The 23,048-nt window shown below is 70.7% G+C and carries 22 protein-coding genes; 12 read left to right on the plus strand and 10 right to left on the minus strand.

Features of this window, described 5'->3' with window-relative positions; all coding sequences use genetic code 11:
* The first annotated feature begins 125 nt into the window (after positions 1-125).
* Together QSK31_RS37795 and QSK31_RS37800 are read left to right on the plus strand one after the other, a co-directional pair.
* A complete protein-coding gene (locus tag QSK31_RS37795) occupies positions 126-1,301 on the plus strand; it encodes a sensor histidine kinase (RefSeq protein WP_285689512.1) in 1,176 nt (391 codons plus the stop codon).
* Positions 1,298-1,936: a response regulator gene (locus tag QSK31_RS37800; protein WP_285689513.1), complete on the plus strand. Its 639-nt coding sequence runs from the start codon at positions 1,298-1,300 to the stop codon at positions 1,934-1,936. The genes QSK31_RS37795 and QSK31_RS37800 overlap by 4 nt, the downstream gene beginning before the upstream one ends.
* A 642-nt stretch (positions 1,937-2,578) precedes the next feature.
* Here the strand turns inward: QSK31_RS37800 and QSK31_RS37805 are convergent.
* The 4 genes from QSK31_RS37805 to QSK31_RS37820 form a co-directional block, all read right to left on the minus strand.
* Complete coding sequence (locus QSK31_RS37805) at positions 2,579-3,106, minus strand: GNAT family N-acetyltransferase (RefSeq protein WP_285689514.1); 528 nt, start codon at positions 3,104-3,106, stop codon at positions 2,579-2,581.
* Complete coding sequence (locus QSK31_RS37810; RefSeq protein ID WP_285689515.1) at positions 3,099-3,689, minus strand: hypothetical protein; 591 nt, start codon at positions 3,687-3,689, stop codon at positions 3,099-3,101. The genes QSK31_RS37805 and QSK31_RS37810 overlap by 8 nt, the downstream gene beginning before the upstream one ends.
* Before the next feature lie 11 nt (positions 3,690-3,700).
* Positions 3,701-4,576: an ATP-binding cassette domain-containing protein gene (locus QSK31_RS37815; protein WP_285689516.1), complete on the minus strand. Its 876-nt coding sequence runs from the start codon at positions 4,574-4,576 to the stop codon at positions 3,701-3,703.
* Positions 4,577-4,664: 88 nt separating this feature from the next.
* Positions 4,665-5,621 carry a glycoside hydrolase family protein gene (locus QSK31_RS37820; RefSeq protein WP_285689517.1) on the minus strand — a complete coding sequence of 319 codons (957 nt, stop codon included), beginning with the start codon at positions 5,619-5,621 and terminating at the stop codon, positions 4,665-4,667.
* A 60-nt stretch (positions 5,622-5,681) separates the two neighbouring features.
* On the opposite strand from QSK31_RS37820, the gene QSK31_RS37825 reads away from it, so the two are divergent.
* Together QSK31_RS37825 and QSK31_RS37830 are read left to right on the plus strand one after the other, a co-directional pair.
* Positions 5,682-6,356, plus strand: a complete 675-nt coding sequence (locus QSK31_RS37825; RefSeq protein WP_285689518.1) for an aminoglycoside adenylyltransferase domain-containing protein — start codon at positions 5,682-5,684, stop codon at positions 6,354-6,356.
* Positions 6,357-6,365: 9 nt separating this feature from the next.
* A complete protein-coding gene (locus QSK31_RS37830; protein WP_285689519.1) occupies positions 6,366-6,713 on the plus strand; it encodes an MmcQ/YjbR family DNA-binding protein in 348 nt (115 codons plus the stop codon).
* A gap of 33 nt (positions 6,714-6,746) precedes the next feature.
* Here QSK31_RS37830 and QSK31_RS37835 read toward each other — a convergent pair whose 3' ends face one another.
* Together QSK31_RS37835 and QSK31_RS37840 are read right to left on the minus strand one after the other, a co-directional pair.
* A complete protein-coding gene (locus tag QSK31_RS37835) occupies positions 6,747-7,715 on the minus strand; it encodes a polysaccharide deacetylase family protein (protein WP_285689520.1) in 969 nt (322 codons plus the stop codon).
* Positions 7,716-7,999: 284 nt separating this feature from the next.
* A complete protein-coding gene (locus tag QSK31_RS37840) occupies positions 8,000-8,563 on the minus strand; it encodes a helix-turn-helix domain-containing protein (RefSeq protein WP_285689521.1) in 564 nt (187 codons plus the stop codon).
* 48 nt (positions 8,564-8,611) lie between these two features.
* Here QSK31_RS37840 and QSK31_RS37845 point away from each other — a divergent pair, with 48 nt between their 5' ends.
* The gene (locus QSK31_RS37845; RefSeq protein ID WP_285689522.1) at positions 8,612-9,403 is read left to right on the plus strand and encodes a class I SAM-dependent methyltransferase; all 792 of its coding nucleotides are present in this window, start codon (positions 8,612-8,614) and stop codon (positions 9,401-9,403) included.
* A gap of 42 nt (positions 9,404-9,445) precedes the next feature.
* Here the strand turns inward: QSK31_RS37845 and QSK31_RS37850 are convergent, their stop codons facing one another.
* Entirely contained in the window at positions 9,446-10,093 is a 648-nt protein-coding gene (locus QSK31_RS37850) for a hypothetical protein (protein ID WP_285689523.1), read from the minus strand.
* Positions 10,094-10,545: 452 nt separating this feature from the next.
* On the opposite strand from QSK31_RS37850, the gene QSK31_RS37855 reads away from it, so the two are divergent.
* Positions 10,546-12,000, plus strand: coding sequence for a mannitol dehydrogenase family protein (locus QSK31_RS37855; protein WP_285689524.1), 1,455 nt, complete (start codon positions 10,546-10,548; stop codon positions 11,998-12,000).
* A 4-nt stretch (positions 12,001-12,004) separates the two neighbouring features.
* On the opposite strand, the gene aceB is transcribed toward QSK31_RS37855, so the two are convergent.
* The gene (gene aceB / locus QSK31_RS37860) at positions 12,005-13,576 is read right to left on the minus strand and encodes a malate synthase A (RefSeq protein WP_285689525.1); all 1,572 of its coding nucleotides are present in this window, start codon (positions 13,574-13,576) and stop codon (positions 12,005-12,007) included.
* Positions 13,576-14,853 carry an isocitrate lyase gene (gene aceA, locus QSK31_RS37865; protein ID WP_285689526.1) on the minus strand — a complete coding sequence of 426 codons (1,278 nt, stop codon included), beginning with the start codon at positions 14,851-14,853 and terminating at the stop codon, positions 13,576-13,578. The genes aceB and aceA overlap by 1 nt, the downstream gene beginning before the upstream one ends.
* Positions 14,854-14,957: 104 nt before the next feature.
* On the opposite strand from aceA, the gene QSK31_RS37870 reads away from it, so the two are divergent.
* The 5 genes from QSK31_RS37870 to QSK31_RS37890 all read left to right on the plus strand — a co-directional run bounded on the left by QSK31_RS37870 (position 14,958) and on the right by QSK31_RS37890 (position 20,290).
* The gene (locus tag QSK31_RS37870; RefSeq protein WP_285689527.1) at positions 14,958-16,382 is read left to right on the plus strand and encodes an XRE family transcriptional regulator; all 1,425 of its coding nucleotides are present in this window, start codon (positions 14,958-14,960) and stop codon (positions 16,380-16,382) included.
* A 110-nt stretch (positions 16,383-16,492) separates the two neighbouring features.
* The gene (locus tag QSK31_RS37875; protein WP_285689528.1) at positions 16,493-17,398 is read left to right on the plus strand and encodes a putative adhesin; all 906 of its coding nucleotides are present in this window, start codon (positions 16,493-16,495) and stop codon (positions 17,396-17,398) included.
* 103 nt (positions 17,399-17,501) lie between these two features.
* Positions 17,502-17,942: a MarR family winged helix-turn-helix transcriptional regulator gene (locus QSK31_RS37880; RefSeq protein ID WP_285689529.1), complete on the plus strand. Its 441-nt coding sequence runs from the start codon at positions 17,502-17,504 to the stop codon at positions 17,940-17,942.
* A 38-nt stretch (positions 17,943-17,980) separates the two neighbouring features.
* A complete protein-coding gene (locus QSK31_RS37885) occupies positions 17,981-18,865 on the plus strand; it encodes an LLM class flavin-dependent oxidoreductase (protein WP_285689530.1) in 885 nt (294 codons plus the stop codon).
* 102 nt (positions 18,866-18,967) lie between these two features.
* Positions 18,968-20,290: a PIN-like domain-containing protein gene (locus QSK31_RS37890; protein WP_285689531.1), complete on the plus strand. Its 1,323-nt coding sequence runs from the start codon at positions 18,968-18,970 to the stop codon at positions 20,288-20,290.
* 272 nt (positions 20,291-20,562) lie between these two features.
* On the opposite strand, the gene QSK31_RS37895 is transcribed toward QSK31_RS37890, so the two are convergent.
* Complete coding sequence (locus QSK31_RS37895; RefSeq protein WP_285689532.1) at positions 20,563-21,558, minus strand: molybdopterin-dependent oxidoreductase; 996 nt, start codon at positions 21,556-21,558, stop codon at positions 20,563-20,565.
* A gap of 85 nt (positions 21,559-21,643) precedes the next feature.
* Between QSK31_RS37895 and QSK31_RS37900 the strand changes: the two genes are divergently transcribed.
* Positions 21,644-23,041: a COG1470 family protein gene (locus QSK31_RS37900; protein ID WP_285689533.1), complete on the plus strand. Its 1,398-nt coding sequence runs from the start codon at positions 21,644-21,646 to the stop codon at positions 23,039-23,041.
* Positions 23,042-23,048: the final 7 nt, after the last annotated feature.

The following is a 23,048-nucleotide window of genomic DNA, read 5'->3' on the forward strand; positions in this document are numbered from 1 at the left end:
GTCGGGCACATGGTGTCGACCGCGAGTCGCGGACCACATCGGCTCCGGGGAAGAGATCACGTCCGGGTACGGATCTGTCTTTCGGCCGATGGGACCGGCCCGACCAGGACCTACGCTGGGTGACGATGACGAACCAGCCGAATCGGAACCTGCTGTTCCACGCGGGGCAGGCGGGCGCGCTCGTCGTGATGGCCGTGCTGGGCGCCATCGACCTGCTCACCGGTTCGTCCGGGGCGGGCCCGTTCGTGCTGCTCATGGTCCCGGCCGCCGTCTTCGCCGCCGCGGTCTGGCTGCCCCGGCACCGGCAGGGCTCACTCCGGCTGCCCAAGGCCGCGCTCGTGCTCGCCGCCTTCTCGCTGTTCGTCACCGTCGTGGTCGGCGCGGCCGGCCCGACCGACGCCAGCTTCGGCACCGCCGAGTCGCTCGCCCTGCTCGGCGTGCTGTTCGTGGTGAGCCGCCGCGGCGACCCGGCCTGGTCGGTGATGGCCGTCATCGCCACCGTCATCGCGCTCGGCCTGATGCCGATCCGCGGCGGCTTCGAGTACCAGTTCGTCATCGCCGGCCTGATCCTCGCGCTGGCCGCCACCGTCGCCATCGGCGGCGGCGTCTACCTGCGCACGCTCGACTCCAGCCGGCGCCGTGCGATGGACGCGGTCCGCGCCGAGCAGCGCACCGAGTTCGCCCGCGACCTGCACGACTTCATCGCCCACCACGTCACCGGGATCGTGGTGCAGGCACAGGGCGCCCGGTTCATCGCCGAACAGGACCCGAAACGCGTGCTGATCGCCCTGGAACAGATCGAGCAGGCCGGGGCCGAGACGATGGCCTCGATGCGGCGGATGGTCGGTGTGCTGCGCGACCCGCAGGCCCGGCCGGACGCGCCGCTCGCCCCGATCGCCGGGGTGCCCGAGCTCACCCAGCTGGTGCAGCAGTTCACCGCGGCCGGTGGCCCGCTCGGCCGGCTGCACACCGACGGCGACCCGCACGGGCTGCCGGTGGAGGTGTCCACGTCGGCGTACCGGGTGGTGATGGAGGCCTTGACCAACATCCGGCAGCACGCGGACGGCGCCCGGGTGGTCGACGTCTGGGTCCGGCGTACGCCCGACTGGTTGCTCGTCCGGGTGGCGAACGACGGCGCGGCGCCCCGCGCCGCCCTCCCCCGCGAACGGCCGGGGTACGGTCTCGTGGGCCTGACCGAGCGGGTCCGGACGGTGGGTGGCCGGATCACCGCCGGGCCGGGCATCGACGGCGGCTGGGTGGTCGACGCGGCGCTGCCGCTGACTATGGAGGTTGGCCGTTGATTCGGGTCATCATCGCTGACGACCAGGCCATGGTCCGGACGGGCTTCGGCATGATCATCGGGGCTCAGCCGGACATGGAGGTCGCGGGCGAGGCCGCCGACGGCATCGAGGCGGTCGCGCTGGCCCGCCGGATCAAGCCGGACGTCGCCCTGCTGGACATCCGGATGCCCAAGATGGACGGCCTGGAGGCGCTGCGGCTGCTCGCCGGCCCCGGGGTCGCCGAGCCGGTCAAGGTGGTCGTGGTGACCACGTTCGACCTCGACGAGTACGTGCACACCGCGCTCCGCAACGGCGCGGCCGGCTTCCTGCTGAAGGACTCCGGCCCGGCGCTGCTGATCGAGGCGGTCCGGGCGGCCGTCTCCGGCGACGCGCTGATCAGCCCGTCCATCACGGTCCGGCTGCTGGAGCACCTCAGCCCGCCCGCCCCGGTCAGCGACGACGGCGGCCTGTCCCCGCGCGAACTGGACGTGGTCCGGCTCGCCGCCAGGGGCCTGACCAACGCCGAGATCGCCACCGAGCTGTTCATCTCGATCGGCACGGTCAAGACACACCTCGGCAGCGTCCAGACCAAGCTGGGCGCCCGCAACCGCGTCGAGATCGCCGCCTGGGCCTGGGAACGCCGGCTCGTCGCCTAGGTGGTCGCCGTGCGGCGTGTGTGGGGGTGTGTCGGGCGCCAGGTCACTCTCGCTGCCGCCGCTTGCGCCGGGCGCGGGGTCGGGGCGGGTTGCCAGGCGCCCGGGTGCCCACTCACTCTCGCTGCCGCCACCCGCGGCCGTGGCCGGGCGTGGCCGGGCGTGGCCGGGCGCGGCCGGTGGTAGAAGCAGGCGCGAGTGGTAGGACCAGGCATGCGGTGGTGGGACAGGGCGGTATACGGGCCCGAAATGGCGCTCTGAGCTACCACTGTCCGCGCGCGTGGTAGCGAGGAGCGGTCAAGGCGGCCCAGGTAGCGCCCGGTCCTACCACCGGCCGCGAGAGTGGTAGGCCAGGCCGGTCGTGACGGGCCGCCCAGGGCGCCCGATACCGCCTTCGGCTACCACCCGCTCACCCGGCTACCACCGTGGGCGGCGGCTACCACCGTGAGGACGGCTACCACCGTCAGCGACGGCTACCACCGTCAGCGGCGGCAGCCACGGTGAGCGGCGGCAGCCACGGTGAGCGGGCACCCGGGCGCCTGGCAGACCCGGCGCGACCGCATGCCCGGCGAGAGCGCCGGCGGGCGGCGCGCGCACCGGAACGACCCGGCGGTGCGAGCCCTCACCAGCCCCGCTGCCGCTGTATCAACGCAGGTCGAACCAGTAGCGGCGGGTGGGGCCGAGGCGGCCGTCGCGGATGTCCTCGAAGACGCCGCCGGCCCGCTCGATCACGCGGCGGGAGGCGGGGTTGGTGACGTGGCAGGTGACCAGGGCCTTGGACAAGCCGCGGTCGCGTGCCTTGCCGAGCACCTCGTGCAGGGCCCACCCGGCCAGGCCGCGGCCGCGTGCTGACGGGCGTACGCCATAACCGATGTTTCCGCCCTGCTCCAGGAGAAAGTCGTTGAGCTCGTGGCGCAGGGAGATCGAGCCCAGGATGGTGTCGCCCTCGGCCATCCACCAGTAGGCCGTGTCCACCCGGCCGGGCTCGGGATCGATGTCCGGGTCGGCCTCGTCGTGCAGGCGCCGGACGAAACGCGCGAAGCCCTCCGGCGAGTCGAAGTCGTCGAAGTCCCGGATCCCGGAACCGTCCTGGTGGACGCCCCGGCCCCAGTCCTCGAGGGACGCCAGCCAGGACCGGTGCAGCGCGGTCGTGGGCTCGATCAGCTCAGTCATTGCTCAGATCCTTGTACAGGGCCAGCACCGCCCCGGCGAGCGCCACCACCGCCCAGCCGATGAAGAAGAACCTGCCGAAGCCGACGCCGCGGGCCGCGTCCAGGTACGACGAGATCGGCAGCGGCCACCGCATCTGGCCGGCCAGACCCTCGACCAGCACGAACCACAGGGCGAAGCCGTAGAAGATCCACGACGAGCGGCGCACGATCGCGGCGGTGGCAGCCCCGAAAACCGCCATGACGGGTACGACGAACAGCGTGCGCCGGTACATCAGGTGGCCGTCGTCGAAGAGCACCGCGATCCCGGTGACCGCGGCGAAGACCCAGGTGACGGCGACCGTGGTGGCGACCAGCGAGATCAGCACGGGCAGCCGCTTCGGCTGGGCCAGGTAGAGCAGGGCGGCCGTCCGGTGCTGGTAGTGCTGGGCCACCGTGAGGACCGAGATGCCGAACGTGCCGATGCCCACGAACAGGGCCCACCAGTACGCCTCGAGTACGCCGAACGAGGTGGCCAGGACGGCGAACAGCGCGATCGACAGCCAGCTGGACCGGATCGTCGCCATCCGGTAGAGCTGGCTCCGCATCATGAGGAGCATCAGGCCGCCGCCATTTCCAGGAAGATCTGTTCCAGGTTGGCTGTCTCGATGGTCAGCTCGTACAGCGGAACGCCCTCCGCGAAGGCGATCTCGCCCGCCTCCCGGGCCGACAGGCCGACCACCTCCAGCACCTCGTCGACCTCGACGACCTTGCCGCCCGCGCCCTCGAAGGCCCGCGACAGCCGCCCCGGGTCGGCGCCCTGCACGCGGAGCCGCTGCACGGCCAGGCCGTACAGCTCCTCCAGCGGCATCGCGCGCCTGATCTGTCCGTTCGCGATGATCACCACGTCGTCGATGAGCTGGGCCAGCTCGGCCAGCAGATGGCTGGAGATGAGCACGGTGCCGCCGTTCTGAGCGTGGTCGCGCAGCAGCCCGCGCAGCCAGGCGATGCCCTCCGGGTCGAGCCCGTTGGCCGGCTCGTCGAAGATCAGCACGGGTGGCTCGCCGAGCAGCGCCGTCGCGACGGCGAGCCGCTGCCGCATCCCGAGCGAGTAGTCGCCGGTGCGACGGTGGGCGTCCTCGGCCAGCCCGACCTGTTCCAGCAGCAGGTCGACCCGGCTTCTGCTCGCTCGGGCCAGGATCGCCTGCGCGACCAGATGCGCCCGCCCGCTCTGGCCGGGGTGGCTGATGCCCTGCTCGAGAACGGCGCCGACCTGCCGTAGCGGCCGGTCCAGCGCGGCGAACGGCACGCCGTCGATGAGCGCCCGGCCGGACGTCGGCCGGGTCAGCCCGAGCAGCATGCGCAGCGTGGTCGTCTTGCCCGACCCGTTGAGCCCGAGGAAGCCGGTCACCCGGCCCGGCCGCGCGGTGAAGGAGAGTCCGTCCACCGCCCGGACCTTCCCGTACGTCTTGGTGAGCTCGATTGTCTCGATCATCGCCGCGCATCTTAGGTCTTTCGGCGGCGGGCCGGGGGACTGACTTCGGGGGGCCACCCCGACCCGCCATATCGATGAACTTTATTGGTCAGACGGCTCGGGCGATGCAGATGCGGGCGCTCAGGCGGGCGCCGGCCTCGTAGAACATGTACTGCACGCCGCCGTCGGTGCCGAACGACGGCGCCGCCGCCCGCCCGTTGTCGGAGGCCACCGGCGTGTAGAAGACGCCGAGGTGGTTCTGCCGGTCGAACGCGGCGCCGACCTCGGTGATGCGCATCCTGCCGTCGTTGCCGTGATAGGCCACACAGGTCAGTCCGCCGCGCTTCACCAGGTGCGGGCCGGAGATGTCGGTCAGGCCGTCCGGCTCCGGGTCGACCAGCGCCGCCGGGCTGAACTGCCACTGGTCCCAGCCGTTCGGCGACCACCCGTGGAACAGCCTCCGCTTGCCGGCGACCACGCCCATGAAGATCATCACGTAGCGGTTGCCGCGGCCCGGCAGGACATGCTCGAAGACCCGGGCGTACGAGGTCTCCGTCGTGCCCGGGACCAGGCGAGTGCTCAGGATCGGCGTCTCGTCGGTGAAGGTCACGCCGTCGGTGGAACGGGCGACCCTCGTCGTGGTGTTCTCGCCGTGGAAGTAGCAGAAGAACTGCCGGGTGGGCGCGTCCCAGATGACGTGCGGCGAGGACACGTGGCTCACGGTGGTGCTCGGCAGCACGTTGTCGATCAGCGGGTTCGCGGTGTGGTCGGTGAACGGCCCCTCGAGCGAGTCGGCGAAGGCCACGCAGATGCCGCCGGGCTTCTCATGCGGCGCGTAGTACAGGTGGTAGCGGGCGCGCGGGTTCGACAGCTTGTCGTAGACGCCGCGGATGCACGGGAAGATGAACTCCCCGGTCGGGTTGTAGCGCAACGGCATCCGCAGCGCGTCCCGCAGGTAGCGGTAGGTGGGCATGTTTCCGGGCAGCGCGGCCTGCGCGGCCCCGCCGGTGATCACGGCGGCGCCGGCCGAGGCGAGGCCGGCCGCCAGGAGGGAGCGTCGTCTCATGCGGGGACGGTAGGCGTTAATAAGTTGGTAATGATAGGGACTCATACGTATAACCGTGGGGTGACCCTGGCCCTGGCGACGTCGCTCGCCCACGCCTGCGCCGACGTGGTCGACGGGACGGTGATCCTGCACGGATCGCTCGCCCTCGGCGGCTACCGGCCCGGCCGCAGCGACATCGACCTGCTGCTCCTGACGCCCCGCGCCCTGACACCCCCGCAGGTGACCGCCTTGCGGGAGTTGGACGGCCCGCTGGACCTGCACGTGATCGCGGCCTCGGCGGCGGCCCACCCGACTCCCGCGCCTCCGGTGGAGCTCTACTCCGGGCACGGCGAGTTCACGGTCGGCGTGCCGTCGGACCCGGACGTGATCGCCGAGCTGTCGACGGCCCGGGCAACCGGCATCTCCCTGATCGGCCCACCGCCGGCCTCCGTGATCGGCCCGGTGCCGGCCGCATGGGTGCGGGCGCGCGGCCGCCACTGGCTGACGGCTTGGCTGGGCCTCACCGACGACGCCGAGCACGCCACGTTCATGGTCCTCACGGCGTGCCGGATGTGGCGCTTCGCCGCGGAAGGCGTCCACTCCCCCAAGACCGAGGCGGCGCGGTGGGCCCTCACACAGGACCCGTCACTGTCCGCGATCCGCCAGGCGATCCTCGGGTACGAGACGGGCACGGTCACGCCCCTCGAGCCGGCCGGCATCGCCCGCGTGCTCGAGGCCGCGCTGCGCACCACCTAAGGTGGTCGGATGGCGGGCGCGGACGACGTACGACGGCTGGCCCTGGGGCTGCCGGATGTCGTGGAGATGGACAGTGACGGATTCGACTTCCGGGTGCACAACCAGGGGTTCGTGTGGTCGTATCCGGAGCGGCTGCCCGGAAAGCCCCGGGTGATCCGGACCGACGTGGCGGTGCTCTTCGTGGGGGACGAGGCCGAGAAACAGGCGCTGGTGCTGGGCGAACCGGAGCTGTTCTTCACCACGCCGGGCTACGACGGGCTGCCGCTGGTCATGGTGCGGCTGGCGGCGGTGGGCGTGGAACGGCTCCGGGAACTGGTCACCGACGCGTGGCGGATGCGGACCGGGGCGGAGGTGTGATCCCGCCCCGGTCCACATCCGGTCCAGGCTTTTCTAGGCGGCGCAGGCCAATGAGGGCCAGGTCCAGTTTCCGTTGTGCTGGATGGTGAACCCGAAGACGTTGCCGTTGCCGTTCGGGCGGGCCGTCATGACCAGGCCGGTGCTGTCGTAGGTGACCGCGGCGTTCCAGGTCGCCAGGACACGCTGCGGGGACTGCAGCGTCACCGTGACCGTCCAGTTGGTCGCGCCGGAGACGGTGACCTGGCCGTTGAAGCGGTCGTTCCACTTCTGACCCTCGGCGTACGTCGTGGTGCAGGTGCTGCCGCCGGGCGGCGGAGTGGAGCCGCCGTCCGGGGCCACGGCACGGCCGGTCGTCGGCGAGATCATGCCGGCGCACAGCCCGCGGCTGTTCAGACCCGCCGCGATCCGCGGGATCGCCGCGACGGTCGTCGCGTACTGGTCATGCATGAGGATCAGCTGGCCGTTGGTGAGCCGGCTCGCGGCCTGGACGATCTGGTCGGTGCTCGCACCGTTCCAGTCCTGTGAGTCGACGTCCCAGGTGACGGTGCGCAGGCCCAGCGCGGAAGCGGCCGACTGGAGCGTCGCGTTGGTCTCGCCGTAGGGCGGGCGGAACAGGCGCGGGGTGCCGCCGCCGGCGTTCTGGATCGCCGACTGGGTGCGGGACAGCTCCGACGACATCTGCGACTGCGAGAGCGTCAGCATGTGCGGGTGGGTGTAGCTGTGGTTCGCGACCCACATCCCGGCGTTCACCTGGGCGGCGACCAGGCCGGGGTTGGCGGCGGCGTTCTGGCCGACGTTGAACATCGTCGCCCGCACGTTGTTGTTGCGCAGCGCCGTCAGCAGGGTGTTCGTGTTGCCGGGATTGGGGCCGTCGTCGTAGGTGAGACCGACGTAGCCGTTCTGACAGGTGGCGGCCGGGGCTGCTTGTGCGGCGGCCGGCGCCACGATCGCCAGGGCGGCGACGCTGAGGACGAGCGCGCCGGTGCGGAACGGTTTCGGCATTGCGGGGCTCCTTGTCGGGGAGATTCCGGGGGTACGCCGTTCGGGCGGCCGGTGGAACCGCCCGAGCGGCTCCCTCATCGTGGCGGGTTGTTCGATGAGCGTCAATGCCTGAATTACCGACAATTTTCGGAAGTTCCATGGGCTCTCCGGCTGCTGTTGTGGAGGGAGCCGACTACGGCTGGGCGGGCCGACCGGCCGAAACTTCCGGGACAACCCGGCGGCAGCGCGCGGAGAGCTTGGACCGCCCAGCCGGGCTCGATGACGGGACCGTGCTGTGCGCGTACCTAAGAATGGTTGTGATTGAGGTGTGAGCGCTCGCCGGCGTGATCGAGGATGCAGAGGATCTCGGCCGGGCCCTCGGCGGCGCCGAACGCGTGCGGGACCATCGTGTCGAACTCGGCCGCCTCCCCCGCACGGACCACGATCGTGCGCTCGCCGAGGCGCAGCGTGAGGGCGCCGGACAGCACCGTGAACCAGTCGCGGCCCGGATGCACGCGCAGGTCGGCCGGGACCGGGCGGGTGACCCGCATCTTGGCCACCATCATCGGGGCACCCTCGCGCGACAGCAGCCAGGTGGTGGTGCCGCGGGCGTCGTTGTGGTGCGGGCGGATCACCACGTCCTCGTCGGAGCCGGACTCGACCAGCTGGTCCAGCGACGTGTCGAGCGCCCGGGCGATCGAGGCCAGCTGATCGAGCGCGATGCGGCGGTGACCGGTCTCGATGCGGCTCAGCGTGGACGGGCTCAGGTGACAGCGGGCGGCCAGCTCGTCCAGCGACCAGCCACGGGCGATGCGCAGCCCGCGGATCCGCTGCCGGACCAGCTCCTCCAACTCGGCGTCTTGCTTCATACGCAAGATGCTATGCGTTAGCCGCAACTGCTGGGTAGCGTTGCCGGCATGGCTCACACCCACTTCGCCGAACTCCTCGACCTCGACGCCGAGGTCCTGTCCGACTACCACGCCACGGTCTTCGCGTGGGTGGGCGCGACGGCCCCCGACCGCCCGCACGTCCTCGACCTGGGCGCCGGCACCGGCATCGGCTCCCTGTCCCTGGCCCGGGCCCTCCCCGGCGCCACGGTCACCGCCCTCGACGTCGACGAGGAGATGCTCGGCCACCTCAGGCACAAGGCCGAGGCGGCCGGCCTCGCCGACCGGATCCGTACCGTGCGGGCCGACCTCGACCAGCCGTGGCCCGACCTGGGCGGCCCCGCCGATCTGATCTGGGCGTCGGCGTCCATGCACCACATGGCCGACCCCGGCGCGGCACTGTCCCGGGCGTACGCGGCGCTGCGGCCCGGCGGCGTTCTCGCGGTCACGGAACTGGACGCGTTCCCACTGTTCCTGCCCGCCACCGACCCCCACTCCGTCCTGGAACGGCGCGCCCACGAGGCGATGGCCGCCATGCGCGACGAGGCCGGCCTGCACATGCACGAGGATTGGGCGGCACGCCTGAAGGCGGCCGGCTTCGACCCGGTCGAGGAGCGCCGCTTCGACATCGCCCTGGAGCCTCCCCTGCCGGCGGCCGGCGGGCGTTACGCCCAGCTGTCCCTGGAGCGCATGAGCCACGGCCTCGCGGAGCGCCTGTCCCCCGCCGACGTGGCGTCACTGGCGGCGGTCGCGGCGGCCGTCCCCCAGCGCGACGACCTCGTGGTCCGGGCGAAGCGCATGGTCTATCTGGCCCGCCGCTGAGTCCTGTCACGGACTGACACCTGTGCCGGCTCGCGCCCGGTGTCAGCCGGCTTCGGTGAGGAGTCGCAGGCGGAACTCGATCAGCTGGTCGACCTGGCGGCGGTCGTAGCCGCGCAAGGAGACCGGGAAGTCGGCGGTGACCAAGGCTTGGCGGGCCGCGGCTCGGGAGATTTCGCTCCCGGAAGCCAGCGCGTCATCGACCTGGGTGAAGAGTTTGTCCACCTCGGGCACCGCGTAGCCACGGAGAACGACGGTGAATTCGGGCGGGGCAGGGCGTGCCGCCGGCGAGAGAGGACGGTCACCGAACTGAGCGCCGCCACGCTGGTCGGGCTGGGCAGTGCCGGGTCGGTCGGGGCCGCTGCCGGATCGGCCGGGGTCGTCACCGCTGAAATGGTCGGAGTTGTCAGCGCTGGAGCGGTCGCCGGGGCCGGGGCGGTCGGAGCTGCCGGCGCCGGACTGGAGCTGGCTGCCGGCGGCTAGTCGGTCTCGGCGTTGGTTGAGGGCGCGGTCGACCTCGGCACGGTCGTAGCCGCGTAAGGAGACGCCTGGCTTTGCGCCGTTCAACGTTTGCAGGGCCGCCAGCCTGGCCGTCTCGCTGCCCGAGGCGAGCGCCTGGTCGGCCTGGGAGACGAGGCGGTCGACCTGCGTCCGGTCGTAGCCGCGCAGGACGACGGTGAAGGCATGGCTCATGAGCGGGAGCTTAAGCGCGACGGGCTGCCGGCAGGGGGCTCGGCGCGACCGAGGCGGGGCACGCGGGTAGGCCCGGCGTGACCGATCGGGCTGCGGTGGGCGGGCACGGCGGTGACCGGATGGGCTTCGCGGGTGCGGGACTGCGGGCGGGCCGGGCGGGCGTCGTGGGTGGGCCGGGGCTCTGGGGTGGGTGGCTGTGCGGGGCCGGCGACCGGCTCGCAGGGTGGGAAGCAGGGGCTCGCGGGTGGTCTGGCCGGAGCACCGGGAACAACCCGGGGCGCAGCGCGGAGCGTGCCCATCTTCGCAGGTCAGAGTGGGGGCGAGCAGGTGCTGTGGGCGTACGCGGGGAAGGGCTTTCGAAGATCTTGGGAGGGGGTTCCCGGTGACCGTCGGTGTCTGGTGCGATGCTGAGGAGGACGCCTACCAGCAGCGCAGCAGTGGGAGGACACGTGATGTCGCCGCTCACCCAACAGAATCTGACCGAACTGCCCAGTGAGGTGCCCGGGCCCGGGTATGACCGCAACGAGCTGCGGACCGGGATCGTGCATTTCGGGGTGGGTGGCTTCCACCGTGCCCACGAGGCGATGTATCTGGATCGGCTGATGAACGAGGGCAAAGCGCTGGACTGGGCCATCTGCGGGGTCGGGGTGATGCCTCAGGACCTGCAGATGCGGGACGTGCTCGATGCCCAGGACGGGCTCTACACGCTGGTCGTCAAGGCGCCGGACGGGACTTTCGAGCCTCGGGTCGTCGGGTCGATCAAGGAATATCTGTTCGCGCCGGAGGACCCGGAGGCGGTCATCGCGAAGATGGTCTCCGACGACGTGCGGATCGTGTCGCTGACCGTGACCGAAGGTGGGTACAACATCAATGCGGTCACCGGCGAGTTCGTGACCGACAACCCGGACGTGCAGCACGATCTGCGGGCGGGGAATCTGCCGAAGACCACGTTCGGGCTGATCACCGAGGCGCTGGCTCGTCGTCGCGCGCAGGACAAGGCGCCGTTCACGATCATGAGCTGCGACAACATCCAGGGGAACGGGCACGCCGCGCGGCGCAGCTTCGTCGCGTTCGCGAACCTGCGCGACCCGGAGCTGGGCACGTGGATCGAGGAGAACGTCGAGTTCCCGAACAGCATGGTGGACCGGATCACGCCGGTGACCACCGACCAGGACCGGGCGCTCGTGCGGGACCGGTGGGGCATCGACGACGGCTGGCCGGTGGTGTGCGAGCCGTTCACCCAGTGGGTGCTCGAGGACACGTTCAACCAGGGGCGGCCGCCGTTCGAGGACGCGGGCGTGCAGGTGGTCGAGGACGTCGAGCCGTACGAGCTGATGAAGCTCCGCCTCCTCAACGCCAGCCACCAGGCGCTCTGCTACTTCGGGTACCTCGCCGGGTACCGCCTCGTGCACGACGTCGCGCAGGAGCCGCTCTTCGCCGACTTCCTGCTGGCCTACATGGAACGCGAGGCCTCCCCCACCCTGGAGCCGGTGCCGGGCATCGACCTCGACGCCTACCGTCACCAGCTGATCGAACGTTTCTCCAACGCCCAGGTCCGGGACACCGTGGCGCGGTTGTGCGCGGAGAGCTCGGACCGCATCCCCAAGTGGCTGCTCCCGGTGATCCGGCACAACCTGGAGAACGACGGGGAGATCCTGCGCGCCACCGCGGTCGTCGCGTCGTGGGCCCGGTACGCCGAGGGCCGGGACGAGGAGGGCCAGCCGATCGAGGTGGTCGACCGGCTGGCCCCTGAACTCAAGGAGAGGGCGCGCACGCGGACCTTCATCCAGAACCACGACCTCTTCGGCGACCTGGCGGACAACGAGCGCTTCGCCTCGACGTACGACTACGTGCTCGGGCTCCTTCATGAGAGGGGTTCCCGCAAGACGCTGAAGGAGCTCGAGTAGCGCATCAGGCCGCCAGCGCCACCTGGGCGGTCGCCCCGGACAGGTGCCGCAGGTAGGCCGGCAGGGTGAGGAACTCCGTGCAGGTGCGCTCGGTGAGCAGCACGGTCAGGAGGGTGCGGGCCTGCCCGTACCGCCGGGCCGCGTCCTCGTCGAGCGCACCCGTCGCGGACAGCACGTCCAGTTCCTCGCGGAGCATCCGGGTGACCATGCCGGCCGAGATCGGCACGCCGTAGTCGGTGGGGGTGGCCGACGCGATCCACTGCCACAGCTGCGCCCGGCAGATCTCGGCGGTGGCCGCGTCCTCCATCAGCCCGTTCAGCGCGACCGCACCCTGACCGCCGAGCCAGGCCGCGATGTAGCGCACCGCCACGCTGATCGACGTGCGCAGCGCCACCTCGCTGATGCCGCCGTAGTTGCGTTTCACGTCCAGCAGGTCCTTGGCCGTGACCCGCACGTCGTCGCGGCGGCGGACGATCTGGTGCGGCTCGAAGCCCAGCCACTGGTCGAAGACGTCGCGGCAGGTCTCGACCAGGCCGGGGTGCGCCACCCAGGAGCCGTCGAAGCCGTCGCCGACCTCGCGCCGCTTGTCCTGCCGCACCTGGTTGAGCGCGCGTTTCGCGGCGACCGGGTCCTTGCTGGGCACGACCGCGGCCATCCCGCCGATCGCGTGGGCGCCGCGCCGGTGGCAGGTCGCCACGAGCAGTTCGGTGTACGACCGCATGAACGGCGCCGTCATCGTCAGCTGCGAGCGCTCGGCCAGCACCACGTCCGGACGGTTCTTGATCATGCTGAACAGGTAGTCCCAGCGCCCCGCGTTCAGGCCCGCGGAGTGCTCGCGGAGCTCGTACAGGATCTCCTCCATCTCGAACGCCGCGGTGACCGTCTCGATCAGCACGGTCGCCCGGATGGTGCCGCGCGGGATGCCGAGCAGTTCCTGGGCGTGCACGAAGACGTCGTTCCAGAGGCGGGCCTCCAGATGTGACTCGAGCTTGGGCAGGTAGAAGTACGGGCCGCTGCCACGCTCGATCTGCTTGCGGCCGCAGTGGAACAGGTACATGCCGAAGTCGAACAGCGACGCCGAGATGGCCCGCCCGCCGATCCGGATGTGGCACTCGGGCAGGTGCCAGCCCCGCGGCCGGACCATGATCGTGGCGTGTGCGTCGTTGTCCAGAGGCATCGCGTCCAGCAGGTTGAGCTGGCCCTCGATGAGGTTGTCCCAGGTCGGCGACGTGGCGTCCTCGAAGTCGGCCATCCACACCATGGCGCCGCTCTCCAGCGCCTTGACGGTCTTCTTGCGGGCCGGCGGCCCGGTGATCTCCACCCGCCGGTCCATCAGGTCCTCGGCCGGCGGCGCGACCGTCCACGACGTGTCCGTGCGGATGTGCCGGGTCGACTCCAGAAAGTCCAGCTCATCGGTACGCGCGGCGCGCCGGCGCCGCCGCCGGTCGAGCAGTTGCACCCGCCGCGCCCCGAACTCCCTGTCCAGAGCCACCACGAACGCGACCGCCTCGGGGGTCAGGATCTCCGAGTATCGCCCGGCCGTGCTGCCGGTGATGACGATCTCTTCAACGGTCATCAGAACTGCTCCGCTTCGGTCGAGCCGGAAAGGGCCGTGGTCGAGCTGTCGGGGTTGAGGGCGGTCGAGACGGCGTCGAAGTAGCCGGTGCCCACCTCGGCCTGGTGCTTGGTCGCGGTGTAGCCGTCCGCCTCCGCGGCGAACTCGGCCTCCTGCAACTTCACATACGCGCTCATGCCGTTGTCGGCGTAGCCGCGGGCCAGCTCGAACATCGAGTGGTTCAGCGCGTGGAAGCCGGCCAGCGTGACGAACTGGAACTTGTAGCCCATCGCGCCGAGCTCCTTCTGGAAGCGGGCGATCGTCGCGTCGTCCAGGTTGCGTTTCCAGTTGAACGACGGCGAGCAGTTGTAGGCCAGCATCTTGTCCGGGTGTTTCGCGTGGATCGCCTCGGCGAACTCGCGGGCGAACTCCAGGTCGGGCTTGCCGGTCTCGACCCACAGAAGGTCCGCGTAGTCGGCGTAGGCGGTTCCTCGGGCGATCGCGGCCTCCGGCCCGCTCCGCACCCGGAAGAAACCCTCCGCGGTGCGGTCGCCGGTGAGGAAGGGCTGGTCGCGCTCGTCCACGTCGGTGGTGATCAGGTCCGCGGCCAAGGCATCGGTACGGGCGATGACCAGCGACGGGACACCGCAGACGTCGGCGGCGAGCCGGGCCGCGTTGAGCGTGCGGATGTGCTGCTGGGTCGGGACCAGAACCTTGCCGCCCAGGTGCCCGCACTTTTTCTCGCTGGCGAGCTGGTCCTCCCAGTGCACGCCCGCGGCGCCGGCGGCGATCATGGCCTTCATCAGCTCGAACGCGTTCAGCGGGCCACCGAACCCGGCCTCCGCGTCGGCGACGATCGGCGCGAACCAGTCGCGGTCGTGGCGACCCGCGGCGGTGTCGATCTGGTCGGCGCGCAGCAGGGCGTTGTTGATCCGCCGGACCACCGCGGGCACCGAGTTGGCCGGATAGAGACTCTGGTCCGGGTACGTGTGCCCGGACAGGTTCGCGTCGGCCGCCACCTGCCAGCCGGACAGGTAGATCGCCTGGAGCCCGGCGCGCACCATCTGGACGGCCTGGCCGCCGGTCAGGGCGCCGAGCGCGTTGACGTAATCCTCGTCGTGCAGCAGCTCCCACAGCCGGGCCGCGCCCCGCTCGGCGAGCGTGTGCCGTTCCTGGAGCGTGCCCCGCAGCCGCACCACGTCCTGCGCGGTGTAGTCCCGGCGGATGCCCAGCCACCGAGGATCGCCGGCCCAGGTCCGAGTGAGGTCCGCTGCGGTACCGCCTCTGACATCGGTCATCGTGTTCCCCTCCGTCGTAAGAACCTCACTCTTGCCGGTCGGAACGCGACTATGGCAGGGCTTTGTGAGCAGAAGATTGCAAGTTTTTCTGTTAGCGTTAAATCATGGATCTCGTCCTCCTCGGGCAGCGGCTCCGCCACCACCGCCGGGCGAGAGGCATGACCCTCGACCAGCTCAGCGCCGCCGTCGGACGCGCCCCGTCGCAGCTCTCACTGATCGAGAACGGGAAACGGGAGCCCAAGCTGTCGATGCTCCAGGCGCTGGCCGCCGCGCTGGACGTGCCCCTGGCAGACCTGCTGGTCCCCGAGCCGCCGTCCCGGCGCGCCGCCCTGGAGATCGAGCTGGCACATTTTCAAGACTCTTCCGCGTACGGGGTGCTGGACCTCCCGCCCGTGCGGGTCGGTCGCCGGCTCCCCGCCGACGCGCTGGAGTCGCTGATCGGGTTGCACCGTGAGCTCGCCCGCCGGCAGGCCGAGCAGAGCGCGACCCCCGAGGTGGCCCGCCGCGCCAACGCGCAGCTGCGGGTGGACATGCGCGAGCGGGACAACTACTTCCCGGAGATCGAGGCGCCCGCGGCGTCGGTGCTGCGATCGGTACGCCACTCCACGGGACCGTTGTCCCAGCGGGGAATCCTCGACATCGCCGCGCAGATCGGCTTCACCCTGCACTACGTACCGGATCTGCCGAACTCGACCCGGTCCGTGACCGACCTGCGCAACCGGCGGATCTACCTGCCGCAGGTGGCCAGCGGCAAGGGCCACGACCCGCGGGCCGTCGTCCTGCAGACCCTCGGCCACTTCGTGCTCGGCCACAACGACCCGGTCGACTACGGCGACTTCCTGCGCCAGCGGGTCGAGGCCAACTACTTCGCGGCGGCGCTGCTCATGCCGGAGAAGTTCGCGGTCGAGTTCCTGCGCGACGCCAAGGCTGACCGGGCGCTGGCGATCGACGACTTCCGGGACGCGTTCGGCGTCTCCTACGAGACGGCCGCCCACCGCTTCACCAACCTGGCGACCCATCACTTCGGCATTCCGGTGCACTTCACCCGCGTGCACGAGAGCGGGGTGGTCTACAAGGCCTACGAGAATGACAACGTACGCTTCCCCGCCGACGTCACCGGTGCCATCGAGGGCCAGCCGATCTGCCGCCGCTGGGCGTCGCGCACGGTCTTCGGCTCGGAGGACCCGTACTCCAGCTTCTACCAGTTCACCGACACGGTGGCCGGCACCTACTGGTGCACGGTCCACGTCGAGTCGACCCGCTCCGGCGAGTTCTCGGTCACCGTCGGCACGCCGTACGAGCACGCCCGCTGGTTCCGCGGCGGCGACACCACCCGGCGTACGGTCTCCCGCTGCCCCGACCCGGACTGCTGCAGCCGGCCCCCGTCCGAGCTGGTCTCCCGCTGGGAGGGCCAGGCGTGGCCGAGCGCCCGCGTGCACAGCCACCTGCTGGCCGCCCTCCCGCCGGGCACTTTCCCCGGCGTCGACGCCCAGGACGTGTACGAGTTCCTCCAGCGCCGTTCCTCCTGACGTCCCGCGGTGCACACACGCCCGCAGAATCCTCAGAAGGTGACGACCTACTTGCGCGGCCACATCCGCGCCCTTTGACTGGCCACTGTGGACATGAGCGAAGGAAGCTGATGGCCGGACGCGTGCATCGTCGATCACAGTCCGAGACCGGCGATCCGAGACCGGCGGGCAGCGAACCTCTGCACACCGACGGCGGCCATCGACGACTGCTACGCCTGCAGCGCACCGCCGGGAACCAAGCAGTGGCCGCGTTGCTGGGTGAGCGGGCGACGGTGCAACGTACAGCCGCCTTCGTCAACGGCGCGGAGATCCCCGGAACGCGCGCCGAGGACACCACGATGTTCAACGCCCATCGCATCAGCCTCGGCGCCAATGCGGTGTCCCATGCCGATCTCGTGGCGGCTTTCGGAGCGTTGCCGCACCCCTCGCAGTGGGACAACGATCGCATCATCGAGTTGCAGGCCGGGCCGCTCACGGTCGTCGCTGGACATGGGCGCTACAGCGACGAGAACACCAAGCGGCTCAAACGCGCCGCACCTGCGCAAGGGAATGCGCCTAGATCGAAAAGAGCAAAGGTCGAGCCTTTCTTCGCCGTTCCCGCGGGGATGCAGATAACCATGTACGGCCCGCCTGGAACTGCCATGGACGACAGCGTGGGCCATCAGGTCGAGCTCGGCAACTTCCCCGGCACTCAGGACCTGAAGCTGGCTCCCGGCCACGGCGGCGAAACCAAGCCGATGCCACCCGAGTTCCCCAAGACCTACCAGGCAGGCGATCAAGTCCTGAACTACACCGTTTCCCACCCGGGAAATCTTCAGGTCGTGGGCACGTCCTACACGGTGAACGCGAGCACTCTGCTCAGCGATGTGATGAACGACCTTCAGAACCAAGGTTTCACGCACGTTCATTACGCCTGCTGCGGATCAGCCTATTCCGAAAAAGGTATCGACCTCAAATACTTCGGGTACTACATCAAGTACCGGGCCGCCGTCCGCAGGCAACTTGGAATTCCATGAACGTTCGGCCGGCGACTGCACTTCGATGACCGGACGCACGGCGCGTGCATATCGGGCATCGCGACGGTTCGGGTTGCGAACTACCGCTGCTAGGGTCGGCGGGATGAGGGAGCAGCTCGACGTCGTGGCCGCGTTGGTACGGGCGTCGTTCCTGGTGAATGCGGTTTATGGCGAGGCGGCTCGGGAGCACGGGCTCACCCAGCAGCAGGGTCAGCTGCTGTGCGTGCTGATGAAGCAGGCGTACGGGATGGGTGAGCTGTCGTCGACGCTGGGGCTGGCCAAGTCCAGCCTGTCCGGACTGGTCGACCGCACCGAGCGGAACGGGCTGGTGGAGCGCGCCGTCGACAGCCAGGACACGCGCGCCGTGCGGGTGCGGCTCACCCCGCGCGGACGGCGGGTGGCCGGCGCCTTCTACGACGACGCGTGCCGGCGGATCGAGTCGCTGACCGCGGGGCTCTCCGCGGACGAACGTTCGGCGCTGACCGGATCGCTCGGCGGCATCGTGTTCTCCAACGCAGTTCCTGTCGTGTTCCCCTCGACCTGAATTACTGTTCGTTCTACGAACTATCAGGCGGGGGAATCATGACGGTAACTTTCGGATTCGGAGCGGACGACGCGACACTGCTGCCGTCGGCGCGGGCCGCGGACCGGGACGGGCTGGACTACATCTCGCTCTCCGACCATCCCTATCTGGGCGGGCGGATCGACGCGTACGCCGCGCTCGGGTTCGTGCTCGGCGCCACCGAGCGGCTGAGCGGCTTCGTCAACGTCACCAACCTGCCGCTGCGGCCCGCACCGATGCTCGCCCGGACCGTCGCCGGGCTGTCGGCACTCTCCGGCGGCCGGATCGTGCTGGGCGCCGGGGCCGGCGGCCGCTGGGAGCGGATCGCGTCGATGGGCGTGCCGGCGCTCTCCCCCGGCCAGGCGGTGGACGCCTTCGAGGAGGCGATCACGCTGATCCGGTCGCTGTGCGGCGGCGGGGCGCCGGTCACCCACCACGGCCAGTACTACTCGGTCACCGGGCTGGAGACGTCGCCCGAGGCGGCGCCGCCGGTGTGGACCGGGTCGGTGGGGCCGCGATCGCTGGCCGCGACCGGCCGCGTCGCCGACGGCTGGATCCCGGGCCACGCCGCCGATTGGCGCAGCGACCGCTACCGGGCCGGGCGGGCGATCATCGACGAGGCGGCGGCCTCGGCAGGGCGCGACCCGGGTGATGTCCGGACGATCTTCAATCTGCCGGGACGCATCACCGATCAGCCGTTGCCGGCCACCCGCAGCGAGGAGGGGCGGTGGATCGGCGGCTCACCGGCCCAATGGGTCGCCGAGCTCACCGAGGCGGTTCGTGACCATGGGGCGTCGGGCTTCATGCTCTTCTCCCCCACCGGCGGCGCGCCCGACGAGACAACGCTCGCCCGCTGGGCGCACGAGATCGCCCCAGCCGTCCGCCATGCCGTGCCCACCTCTTAGCCATCCGGCGTACCGCCGATCGACCGCCGGCCGCGGTCATCCGGCTGATGCCCTGTCGTCGGCGTGCAGACCACAATGGACGCCTCGAAGGGAGGCCCCGCGATGACCGGGCTGTTCGACGGGTTTGAGGGCTACCAGGTGGTGAGCGAAACCGAGCAGCGTCACGCGCTGACGGCCGCCCTCGTCGCGGTCGACGCGAACGTCCTGCTCAACCTCTATCGGTACAACTCACGCACCACTCAGGATCTGCTCGCGATCTTCGAGCGTCTCGGCGACCGGCTCGTGGTGCCGCACCAGGCGATGCGGGAGTTCCACCGCAACCGGCTCAAGGCGATCGGCAATCCGGCGCAGGCGACCGACGCGGCCCGATCGGCACTGGACAAGAGCCGGTCGGGCGCCGCCCGGGCCTTGGACATCTGGTCCCGGCAGGTCGCCCTCGACGAACATGAGCTCAAGGCCCTGCACGACCAGGTTGACACGGTGTTCGAGGCGTTGCAGGAAGCGATCGACCGGGCCGCGCCGGACCGCGTCCACGCGACCACCCCCACCGGCGACGACCCCGTGCTCAGTCGGCTGGCGAGCCTGCTGCGGGGCAGGGTGCTGGCCCGGCCTGACGAGAAGACCTGGAATGATCTGATCGCCGAGGGTGCGCAGCGCGTGGAGAACCTGGTGCCGCCCGGCTACCTGGACGCCGACAAAGGTGACGAGAACCCCGAAGGCGCGACGGGTGACTTCCTCATCTACATCCAGGCGTGCAACGAGGCCCAGACCCGTCAGCTCGACCTCATCATCGTCACGAACGACGAGAAGGAGGACTGGTGGTGGCGCCGGGGGGCGGACGTCATCGGCCCGCGTCAGGAGATGGTGAAGGAGTTCTTCGACCGCACCGGACGGCGGCTGTTCCTGATGCGTCCGAGCGACCTGCTGATCAGGTCGCAGGCGCTGGACCTCGACGTCAGCCCGGCCTCCGCCCAAGACGCCGTGGTCACCCGGTCGGCGCCCCCCGAGGAGGTCGGCCGGTGGACCGACAAGGCGGTTCTCATGCTGCTGGAAAGGCTGCGCGGGGAGGGCCGCCGGGATCTCGCCGACGTGATCGTGGAGGCGGCGCGACGGGGCGGCACTATCGACCGCGACCACATCTACGCGCTGGGCGGCTATGACGAGGAGCGCATGCTGCGCGGCATAACCCGGCCGACCGCGCGAATCACGGCCGACCTTCAGTCCGAGGGAGAGCTGCCGGACCCGGTCACGCCGATGCTCAAGGCGCTCTACAACGGGCCTGGGCCGCTCTACGCGATGCGTATCCCGAGCGAGGTCGTCGACATCCTCGGTCGCGGCGCTCCGCCGATCACGGACGACAGCGGGTGGGGCGAGGTACTACGGGCGCAGGAAGAGGCGGCCGAGGCGGCCCGGGAATCTCTCTGATTCGGTGGTGATCGGATGCGGCGGTCCTATCGTGAGCGCGCGCTGAGCCCACCTGATGACCTGACTGAGACGGCAACTGTGTGGGCGCCGATCTTGATCTCCCCCACCGGGAACAACCCGGCGGTCATCGCGGAGGTCTCCCCGCGCTCAGGCCGTGGGTGATGACGGGACTTTGCGGACACACGTACTTCAGCAAGGTTTTGACCTTGGGTAGGACTGTGACGGTTGAGGAGCGCAACCTCGTGGCGGCGTGATCGCGGGCTGGTGGTCCGCTAGCCCAAAGGGTACGGCGACTGGGCCCAGGGCGGGCGTGGTGCGGGCTGGATGTCGGTCACCCACTTGACCCACCAGAAGCCCCGGCGGCCCGGGGCGACGATGCGGGCCGGGTAGCCGTGGCCGTAGGAGAGGGGGCTGCCGTTCAGGGCGGTGGCCAGCCAGATGTCGTCGTGGGCGTCGAACCAGCGGGTGTAGCCGGTGACGGAACGGACCTCCACGGTGCCTGTCCGCACGCCGGCCGCTTCGAGGAGGGTGGTCAGGCGGACCCCGGACCACTGCTGAGTGCTGTACCAGCCGCTGGTGCAGTCCAGGGTCGCGGTCAGGGTTTCGTGCGGGAGGGCTCGGAGGGCGTCAAGGTCGAATTCCTTCTGGTGTACGCGCAGGGTCCACGCCTGGCGGTCGATGCGCTGGATGCCGTCGTCGAACCAGGACGTGACGCGTAGCTCGGGCTTGGGGACCGAACCCGTGTAGCGGCGGGGCGTGGCGGCCGCGGTGTCCCAGACGGCCGTCGCCACCGTGGCGCCGGCGCCCAGGACGGCCAGGCGCAGGAGGGCCCGCCGGTCGGCGTCGGTGCGGCGGGGGCGGACGGCGTGGCCGGTGAAGTGCAGGATCACGGCCAGCAGCGAGCCCACCGCGGCGCCCACGTGGATCTGCATCAGGGTCAGCGGGCCGACGTACTCGACCTTGCCGGTCGCATGCAGCAGGCCGGTGCCGATCGTCAGCAGGATCAGCACGGCCAGGATGAGGGACAGCGCCTTGGTCGACCAGGCTCGCGCTGCCCGGCGCAGGCCTCGCCGGATCACCGCGACCTTCCACGGGGCGATCAGCAGGATGGCCAGGGCGGCACCGGCGTGCAACTGGATCGGGTCGATGGGCAGGTTCGCGTCCACCGACCAGCCGAGCAGGCCGGTGAGCACGCCGGCGGCGACCAGCAGGCCGAGGACGAGGTCGACCCGTCTCCCGGCCTGTCTGCTGCGCAGCCGCACCCGCATGCCGGAACGCTAGCGCGGCGGGCAGGGCCGTAAGCCTGCACGGACGGTCATTGTCGGGGTGAAAGCGGTCTGGAACTCTGGTGCGATGACTTTGCCGCTACGGGTGAGTGTGACGCCGGAGCGGGCGGACGCGTCGCCGGGGGATGCGCTGACCTTTGATGTCACGGTGCGCAATGCCAGTGACATCGTGGAGCACTACGGGGTCGAGTTTCTCGGGCTGCCCGACGGGGCTCAGGTGCGCACCGAGCCCGACGTCGCGAAACTGCGGCCGTCGGAGTCGGGGACCTTGACCGTGCGGATCACGCTGCCCGTTCAGCCGCCCGCGCCGGCGGGGACCTACGTGCTGGGCGCGCTCGTGCGGTCCAAGTACCGGCATGACGTGTCGCGGTGCGTCGAGGTGCCGGTGCAGCTTGCCTCGATCGAGTCGATCGCCGTCAAGGCCATCCCGGAAGTCGTCACGGGTGGGCGGGCGGGGCGGTACACCGTCGAGGTGTCCAACGGCGGGAACGCGCCGGTGCGGCTCTACCTCGCGGCCACCGATCCGGAACGGCGGGTCATCGCGACCTTCGAGCCGGGGTGGGTGGATCTGCCTCCGGGGACCTCGGCGCAGGCCCTGCTCACCGTGCAGGCGCCGCTGCCGTGGAACCGGGAGAAGCAGCGGGCGCTGACCATCACCGCGACGCCGGACCTGCCGGGGGCCACGCCGGGCACGGGCAACGCCTCGTTCGTGCAGAAGCCGCGGTTCGCGTCGAAGTTCGCCAAGTTCGCGGGGATCGCGGCGGGGGTGCTGGTGCTCGCCGCCGCGGTCGCGGTGCCGGCGCTGCTGATGGCTCGCAACGCCAAGGACGATCCGCCACAGAACCCGGCGGCCGCCACCGCGCCGGTCGTGGTGCCGCCGACCGTGCCGGTCCAGCCCAGTGCCGCCGCCCAGCCGTCCCAGGCGCCGCCGTCGGCCGCGCCGTCGGAAGCGGCGTCCTCTCCGGCGGCAGAGGAGGAGCAGCCGCCGGGGGCACAGGCGCCGCGCCGGGTCGACCTGACCAAGCCCAAGGACGGGGTGCTGGCCTCCGACACCTTCCGCGACCAGGGCTTCCTGTCCAGCGCCGACCCGGGCTCGATTTCCGTGCCGGGCTGCGAGAACGCGACCGCCACCGCCGTGGTCACCGACGCCGACCAGAAGCGGTTCCTCACCTCGGCCAACCCGGACGACGCCACCAAGTGTCACAGCGTGCCGGTGTTGCTGGACTTCCTGCAGGGGGCGCCGGCCGGCGGGCTGACCGTGGTGCCGCTGACCAAGGACACCCTGGAGATGGAGGTCGGGTACACCGACCTGTCCCGGACCACCGAGCCGTCGCTGGCCGTGCCGGAGGACAAGGCCAAGGCCCGCGGCGGCATCGACTTCGTGCTGGTCCGGCCGCGTTCGCAGGACGGCGCGGCCACGCCGCCGGTCGCGCTGACCGAGCTGGTGATCACACCACTGCGTTAGAGGAGAC

Origin of the sequence: Actinoplanes sp. NBRC 103695, from assembly GCF_030269485.1 — a bacterium.
Classification (GTDB): Bacteria; Actinomycetota; Actinomycetes; order Mycobacteriales; family Micromonosporaceae; genus Actinoplanes.

Bases quoted from the DNA above. Each gene is read 5' to 3' on its own strand.
- QSK31_RS37805 (WP_285689514.1), bottom strand. From the start codon at position 3,106: ATGACTGAGCTGATCGAGCCCACGACCGCGCTGCACCGGTCCTGGCTG.
- QSK31_RS37890 (WP_285689531.1), top strand. From the start codon at position 18,968: ATGACCGGGCTGTTCGACGGGTTTGAGGGCTACCAGGTGGTGAGCGAA.
- QSK31_RS37875 (WP_285689528.1), top strand. From the start codon at position 16,493: ATGGCCGGACGCGTGCATCGTCGATCACAGTCCGAGACCGGCGATCCG.
- QSK31_RS37855 (WP_285689524.1), top strand. From the start codon at position 10,546: ATGTCGCCGCTCACCCAACAGAATCTGACCGAACTGCCCAGTGAGGTG.
- QSK31_RS37815 (WP_285689516.1), bottom strand. From the start codon at position 4,576: ATGATCGAGACAATCGAGCTCACCAAGACGTACGGGAAGGTCCGGGCG.
- QSK31_RS37810 (WP_285689515.1), bottom strand. From the start codon at position 3,689: ATGCGGAGCCAGCTCTACCGGATGGCGACGATCCGGTCCAGCTGGCTG.
- QSK31_RS37840 (WP_285689521.1), bottom strand. From the start codon at position 8,563: ATGAAGCAAGACGCCGAGTTGGAGGAGCTGGTCCGGCAGCGGATCCGC.
- QSK31_RS37885 (WP_285689530.1), top strand. From the start codon at position 17,981: ATGACGGTAACTTTCGGATTCGGAGCGGACGACGCGACACTGCTGCCG.
- QSK31_RS37830 (WP_285689519.1), top strand. From the start codon at position 6,366: ATGGCGGGCGCGGACGACGTACGACGGCTGGCCCTGGGGCTGCCGGAT.
- QSK31_RS37900 (WP_285689533.1), top strand. From the start codon at position 21,644: ATGACTTTGCCGCTACGGGTGAGTGTGACGCCGGAGCGGGCGGACGCG.
- QSK31_RS37880 (WP_285689529.1), top strand. From the start codon at position 17,502: ATGAGGGAGCAGCTCGACGTCGTGGCCGCGTTGGTACGGGCGTCGTTC.
- QSK31_RS37850 (WP_285689523.1), bottom strand. From the start codon at position 10,093: ATGAGCCATGCCTTCACCGTCGTCCTGCGCGGCTACGACCGGACGCAG.
- QSK31_RS37835 (WP_285689520.1), bottom strand. From the start codon at position 7,715: ATGCCGAAACCGTTCCGCACCGGCGCGCTCGTCCTCAGCGTCGCCGCC.
- QSK31_RS37845 (WP_285689522.1), top strand. From the start codon at position 8,612: ATGGCTCACACCCACTTCGCCGAACTCCTCGACCTCGACGCCGAGGTC.
- QSK31_RS37870 (WP_285689527.1), top strand. From the start codon at position 14,958: ATGGATCTCGTCCTCCTCGGGCAGCGGCTCCGCCACCACCGCCGGGCG.
- QSK31_RS37820 (WP_285689517.1), bottom strand. From the start codon at position 5,621: ATGAGACGACGCTCCCTCCTGGCGGCCGGCCTCGCCTCGGCCGGCGCC.
- QSK31_RS37895 (WP_285689532.1), bottom strand. From the start codon at position 21,558: ATGCGGGTGCGGCTGCGCAGCAGACAGGCCGGGAGACGGGTCGACCTC.
- aceB (WP_285689525.1), bottom strand. From the start codon at position 13,576: ATGACCGTTGAAGAGATCGTCATCACCGGCAGCACGGCCGGGCGATAC.
- aceA (WP_285689526.1), bottom strand. From the start codon at position 14,853: ATGACCGATGTCAGAGGCGGTACCGCAGCGGACCTCACTCGGACCTGG.
- QSK31_RS37795 (WP_285689512.1), top strand. From the start codon at position 126: ATGACGAACCAGCCGAATCGGAACCTGCTGTTCCACGCGGGGCAGGCG.